This is a genomic window from Candidatus Eisenbacteria bacterium, from assembly GCA_005893275.1.
Lineage (GTDB): Bacteria > Eisenbacteria > RBG-16-71-46 > SZUA-252 > SZUA-252 > WS-7.
The window spans coordinates 1-5,445 of record VBOW01000081.1 but is presented as its reverse complement, the minus strand read 5'-3'; the positions used below and the strand labels follow the sequence as shown (position 1 = coordinate 5,445).

The window sequence follows — 5,445 nt, the reverse complement described above, 5'->3', positions numbered from 1 at the left end:
GCCGATTCTCCCCGTGCATCGCTCGGACGGGAGCGGAACCACGAACATCTTCACGACCTACCTGTCCGCGGTGAGCGCGCCGTGGAAGGAGCTCGTGGGCGCGAACACGTCGGTGAGCTGGCCGGTCGGAATCGGCGGCAAGGGGAATGAGGGGGTGTCCGGGCTGATTCGTCAGACACAGGGCTCGATCGGCTACATCGAGCTCGCCTACGCGAAGCAGAACCACCTCCCGGTGGCGCACGTGCGGAACAGGAGCGGAACCTTTGTCGAGCCCACGCTCGCCTCGACCACGGCCGCGGCGGAAGGCGCGTCGGCGCTCCTCGCGAAAGACGTCCGCACCCCCATCGTGAATTCCCCCGCGCCGGACGCGTACCCGATCTGCGGGCTCACGTTCCTTCTCGTCTACCAGGATCAGAAGGATCCGGTGAAGGGGCGTGCGCTCGCCGAGTTCATCGATTGGGCGATCCACGAAGGCCAGGAGGTGGCGGCGTCGCTCGACTACGCCAGACTGCCGGCCGCCGTGGTGAAGGTGAACGAGACAACGCTGCGCAAGCTCACCGTCGCCGGGAAGCCTCTGCTCGCCGACCGGTGAAATCCGCCCGCATCACGGCCGACGGGGTCTACCGCGCCGCCCTGGGCGGCGCGGCAGCCCTCGTTTTTGTCGTCGTCGCGCTCATCGTCTTCGAGACGGCGAGGGGCGCGGGGCTCTCGATCAAGACATTCGGGCTTGGGTTTCTCACGGGCACCGCGTGGGATCCGGTGTCCGAGAAATTCGGCGCGCTTCCGTATGTCTACGGCACCATCGTCTCCTCGGCGCTGGCCCTTCTCATCGCGGTCCCGCTCGGAATCGGGAGCGCGGTCTACCTGGCCGAGATCGCACCTCGCCGCGTCGGCGCGCTCGTCTCCTTCGTCATCGAGCTTCTCGCCGCGATCCCCAGCATCGTCTACGGGATCTGGGGGTTTTTCGTCCTGGCGCCCTGGCTGCGTGGGGCGGTCGAGCCGTGGCTCATCGCCCACCTCGGGTTCTTGCCGCTTTTCCGTGGATATCCGTTTGGGATCGGAATGCTGAACGCGGCGATCGTCCTCTCGATCATGATCGTTCCGACGATCGTTTCCATCTCGCGTGAGGTGCTGCTCGCCACGCCCGGATCGCTCCGAGAGGCGGCTCTCGCCCTCGGCGCGACGCCCGCTGAGGCGATCGGCGTGGCGCTCGGCGCCGCGCGGCCGGGGATCCTGGGCGCGGTGATCCTGGCTCTCGGTCGGGCGCTCGGGGAGACGATGGCGGTCACCATGCTGATCGGGAACACGAACCGCATCTCGGCGTCGCTTCTGGATCCCGGGGCCACGATGGCGAGCATCATCGCGAACGAGTTCACCGAAGCCACGACGCCGCTCTACATCTCCTCCCTCATTGAGATTGCGCTCGTGCTCTTCGCGATCACGATCGTGGTGAACGGGGCGGCGCGGGCTCTGGTGTACTGGGCCACCGGGGGGCGGCGCACGGCCGCGGCGCTGGCGTGAGCGGAGCAGCCCTCGCGAGGACGGCGGGGCACATCACCCGGCGCGCGGTCTGGAGCCGGCTCGTGATCGCCGCCTGCTATGCGGCGGGCGCGATCGTCGTCCTGCCGCTCGCCCTCATCCTCTGGCACCTGATCGCGAAGGGCCTGCCGGCGCTCTCCCTTTCCTTTTTCCTCGAGATGCCCAAGCCGGTGGGTGAGCCCGGCGGCGGCATGGCCAACGCGATCGTCGGCACTTTGATTCTCGTCGGTCTCGGCGCTCTCTTGGCGGTGCCCGTGGGCGTCGGTGCCGGCGTCTACCTCGCGGAATTCGGCCGTGGCCGGTTTGCTTCTCTCGTGCGATACACCGCGGACCTCCTGGGCGGCGTGCCCTCCATTGTCGTCGGCGTGGCCGCGTACGGGCTCGTCGTGATTCCGATGGGCGGGTTTTCCGCGCTGGCGGGGGGCGTGGCCCTGGCGATCTTGATGCTTCCGACGATCATCCGCTCCACGGAGGAAGTGGTGCGGCTTGTTCCGCAGTCCTACCGCGAGGCGGCGCTGGCGCTCGGCGCGCCACGTTGGAAGGTCACCCAACAGGTGGTCATTCCCGCCGCCCGCGCCGGGATCGTGACGGCGAGCATGCTCGCGGTGGCCCGTGCCGCCGGTGAAACCGCGCCGCTCCTCTTCACCGCGCTCGGGAATCGGTTCTGGTCCACGGCGCTCGACAAGCCGATCGCTTCGCTGCCCGTCTTCGTCTTCGACTACGCGAGGGCACCGTACGACGACTGGAATCGGCAGGCCTGGACGGGGGCGCTCGTGCTCGTGATGATGGTGACGGGGATCTCGGCGCTGTTGCGCCTTACCGTGAGGCGGGTCGCCCAGCGGTAGGGGTTCCGGAGCCCGGCACTCCGCCGCCCGGCGATCCTTCCGCGACCTCCTCGGCGTGGTGTTTGATCACGCGGGCTTCGGCCACGAAGATCGCCTCCTCCGCGATGTTCGTGGCGAGGTCGGCGACCCGCTCGAGGTTCCGGCTCACGAGCAGCAGCTCCAAGGCGCGCGGCACCGACTCGGGCGACTGGATCATCCCTCCCGAGAGCTTCGCGAAGATCTTCGCCTTGAGGCCGTCGATCTCCACGTCCCGCTCGCAGATGCGTCTGGCCGTGGCGGCGTCCCCGTTCAGCCATGCCGTGACCGCGTCGCGAAGCATGGTGATCGTGCGCTCGGCCATCATGGGCAGATCCTCGAGCGGCTTGGACTGGGGCAGGCCGCTCAGCTTGGCGGCGCTCTGGGCGATGTTGACCGCGTGGTCGCCGATCCGTTCCAGGTCGTTGGAGATCCGTATGGCGGCGACGAGGAATCGCAGGTCGCGCGCCACCGGCTGCTGCAGACCGAGGAAGTTCAGCGACTGGCTCTCGATCTCCAGCTCGATCCGGTCGATCGCCAGATCCTCCGCCCGGACCTCCTCCGCGAGCCTTGCGTTTCGGGTCTTCAGGGCCTCCATGGATTTCACGAGCGCGATTTCGGCGCGCCCGGCCATTTCGCTCAGCCGGTCGCGAAGCGCCTCGAGCTCGTGATGAAAATGTCGTTCCATGGTCAGTCCTCTCCGACGGAGTTCAATTCCCCTGATTCTATCCGAAGCGACCGGTGATGTAATCCTCGGTCAGGCGCTCCCGGGGGTGGGTGAAGAGGTCCCGCGTGGGCCCCTCCTCCACCAGCTTCCCCTCCATGAGAAACGCGGTCCGATCCGAGATTCGGGCCGCCTGCTGCATGTTGTGCGTGACGATCACGACCGAGATCGCGCTTCGGATCTCGAGGATGAGCTCCTCGATCTTCGCGGTCGCGGTCGGATCGAGGGCCGAAGCGGGCTCGTCCAGCAGCAGCACCTCCGGATTCACCGCGAGCGCGCGGGCGATGCAAAGACGCTGCTGCTGCCCGCCGGAGAGCCCGAGGGCCGGGCGGTTCAGCCGGTCCTTCACCTCGCTCCACAGCGCTGCCTGCTTCAGAGCCCCTTCCACCGCTTCCTCCAGCTCGCGCCTCGACCGTACCCCCAAGAGGCGAGGTCCGTACGCCACGTTTTGATAGATGGACATGGGAAAAGGGTTCGCGCGCTGGAACACCATCCCCACCCGGCGGCGGAGCTCCACGAGGTCGATCCCGCTCCGGAGGACGTCGGTTCCCTCGTACAGAATGGAGCCGCCGTAGCGGACCGGGGGAAAAAGGTCGTTCATGCGGTTGAAGCATCGGAGCAGGGTCGACTTGCCGCAGCCGGATGGGCCGATGATCGCGGCGATTCTCCGCTCCGCGATCGCGAGCGAGACCGAGTGGAGCACCTGGTGCGCGCCGTACCACAGGGAAACGTCGCGCGCCTCGATCACCGGCCTCGAATCGGCGCCGGATCCCGGAGCCTCGGGGGCAGGCCTCGGATTCTCTGCCGCCTGCGTGAACGCGTGCCCGCGACGATCGGGGCTGCCGGCGCGGTGCTCGGTAACCATGCCCATAGGGAGAGCCTAAAGCGCGCGTGTCCCCGGGCCGGTGACGGCCTTGTTACAACTTTGTTACGGCTGCTGGGTGCCCTGCGAGGCCGCGTGCGGAGGGGGAGAAGCATGGGCCGGCCCGGGGGGCTCTCCTCGGGGCGGACCTGTCTGCGGGAACTCGAGCCGAAACGTGCTGCCGCGCCCGGGCGTGCTTTCGACGCCTACCCTCCCACGGTGAAGCTCGATCGCGTGCTTCACGATCGAGAGGCCGAGCCCCGTTCCACCCTCGGCCCGCGATCGTCCGCGATCGACCCGGTAGAAGCGTTCGAAGAGCCGCGGCACGTGCTCGGGCTCGATCCCGCGGCCGGTGTCCTGGACCGCGATCCGCACCCACCCCACCTCGCTTCGCACCGAGACGCGAACGGTCCCCGAATCAGTGTACTTGATCGCGTTCTCGACGAGGTTGTGGAGCGCGACCTCGATCCGCTTGCGGTCCATGCGCGCGTGGATACCGGGGCGTGCGTCGAGCTCGAGTGAAAGGCCGCGCCGAATCGCCAATTCCTCGAAGCCCGCGGCCAGGTCGCGCACGACCTGGCCCACGTCCCAGTCCTTGAGGTCGAGCGCGGAATCGGGGCGCTCGAGGTCGGCCAGCTCGAGGAGGTCTTCGACCAGAGATTCGAGCCGCACCGCCTGCTTCCGGATCGTGTCCACGAAACGGGACCGGTTCTCCTCGTCGTCGAGGCCTCCTTGCAGGAGGGTCTCGGCGTAGCCGCGGATCGACGTGAGCGGCGTCCGAAGCTCGTGCGACACGTTGGCGACGAACTCCCGGCGCAGCTTCGCCATGGTCCTCTCAGGTTTCAGGTCCTCGATGGAGAGGAGCCACCCCCCCGATTCCGCTCCGGCCCGGATCGGCGCCACCGAAATCTCGTACTCGCCGCGCCCGCCGACGTAGAGCGGGACCTCCCTGCGGACCGCGGTTCCGCGCTGTTTCGCCTGGGTCGCGATCTCCTCGAGAATCGGTTGGCGGGTGGCGGCGAGGCGGACCTCCGGGGTCGGAGGGCGTTCCGTACCCACGATCTCCCAGAAGCGGTCGTTCGCGTGGCGGATGGATAGATCCGGCGTCAAGAGCGCGATCCCCTGGCTCAGGTTGGCGAGCACCGCTTCCCCCGCGTCGCGCTCCGCCCGGAGTTCGGAGAGCTTGGCGGCGAGGCGCTCGGCCATCGAGTTCAGGATGCGGCCCAGCGCGGCCAGCTCGTCGTGCGAGTCCACGGCCACCCGAGCGCTCAAGTCCCCGCGCCCGAGAGTCTCGGCCGACTCGCGCAGATTCCGGAGCCGCCGGTCCACACGGCGGCCAAGGAGGTAGCCGCCGCCGAGCACCAAGGCGAATACGGCGGCAATGCCGACCCAGAGATGCCGCTGCCACCGGCGACCGAATTCGTAGGCGCCGGGCACGGGCATGGAAATTCGAAGCACCG

6 protein-coding genes are annotated in these 5,445 nt (G+C 68.3%); 3 read left to right on the top strand and 3 right to left on the bottom strand.

Going from position 1 to position 5,445, the window contains the following annotated elements:
• The 3 genes from pstS to pstA form a co-directional block, all read left to right on the top strand.
• A partial coding sequence (pstS, locus tag E6K76_12250; protein TMQ56726.1) for a phosphate ABC transporter substrate-binding protein PstS occupies positions 1–592 on the top strand: 592 nt, incomplete at its 5' end.
• A complete protein-coding gene (pstC, locus tag E6K76_12245; GenBank protein ID TMQ56725.1) occupies positions 589–1,521 on the top strand; it encodes a phosphate ABC transporter permease subunit PstC in 933 nt (310 codons plus the stop codon). The genes pstS and pstC, both read left to right, overlap by 4 nt.
• 32 nt (positions 1,522–1,553) lie before the next feature.
• Positions 1,554–2,384, top strand: a complete 831-nt coding sequence (gene pstA / locus E6K76_12240; GenBank protein TMQ56727.1) for a phosphate ABC transporter permease PstA — start codon at positions 1,554–1,556, stop codon at positions 2,382–2,384.
• On the opposite strand, the gene phoU is transcribed toward pstA, so the two are convergent.
• From phoU to E6K76_12225, 3 genes are all read right to left on the bottom strand, one after another.
• Positions 2,356–3,087: a phosphate signaling complex protein PhoU gene (gene phoU, locus E6K76_12235; GenBank protein ID TMQ56724.1), complete on the bottom strand. Its 732-nt coding sequence runs from the start codon at positions 3,085–3,087 to the stop codon at positions 2,356–2,358. The genes pstA and phoU overlap by 29 nt on opposite strands.
• Positions 3,088–3,124: 37 nt before the next feature.
• On the bottom strand, positions 3,125–3,988 hold the full coding sequence (gene pstB, locus E6K76_12230; protein ID TMQ56723.1) for a phosphate ABC transporter ATP-binding protein: 864 nt from the start codon (positions 3,986–3,988) through the stop codon (positions 3,125–3,127).
• A 63-nt stretch (positions 3,989–4,051) separates the two neighbouring features.
• Positions 4,052–5,428: a HAMP domain-containing protein gene (locus E6K76_12225; protein TMQ56722.1), complete on the bottom strand. Its 1,377-nt coding sequence runs from the start codon at positions 5,426–5,428 to the stop codon at positions 4,052–4,054.
• Between the last annotated feature and the right edge of the window lie 17 nt (positions 5,429–5,445).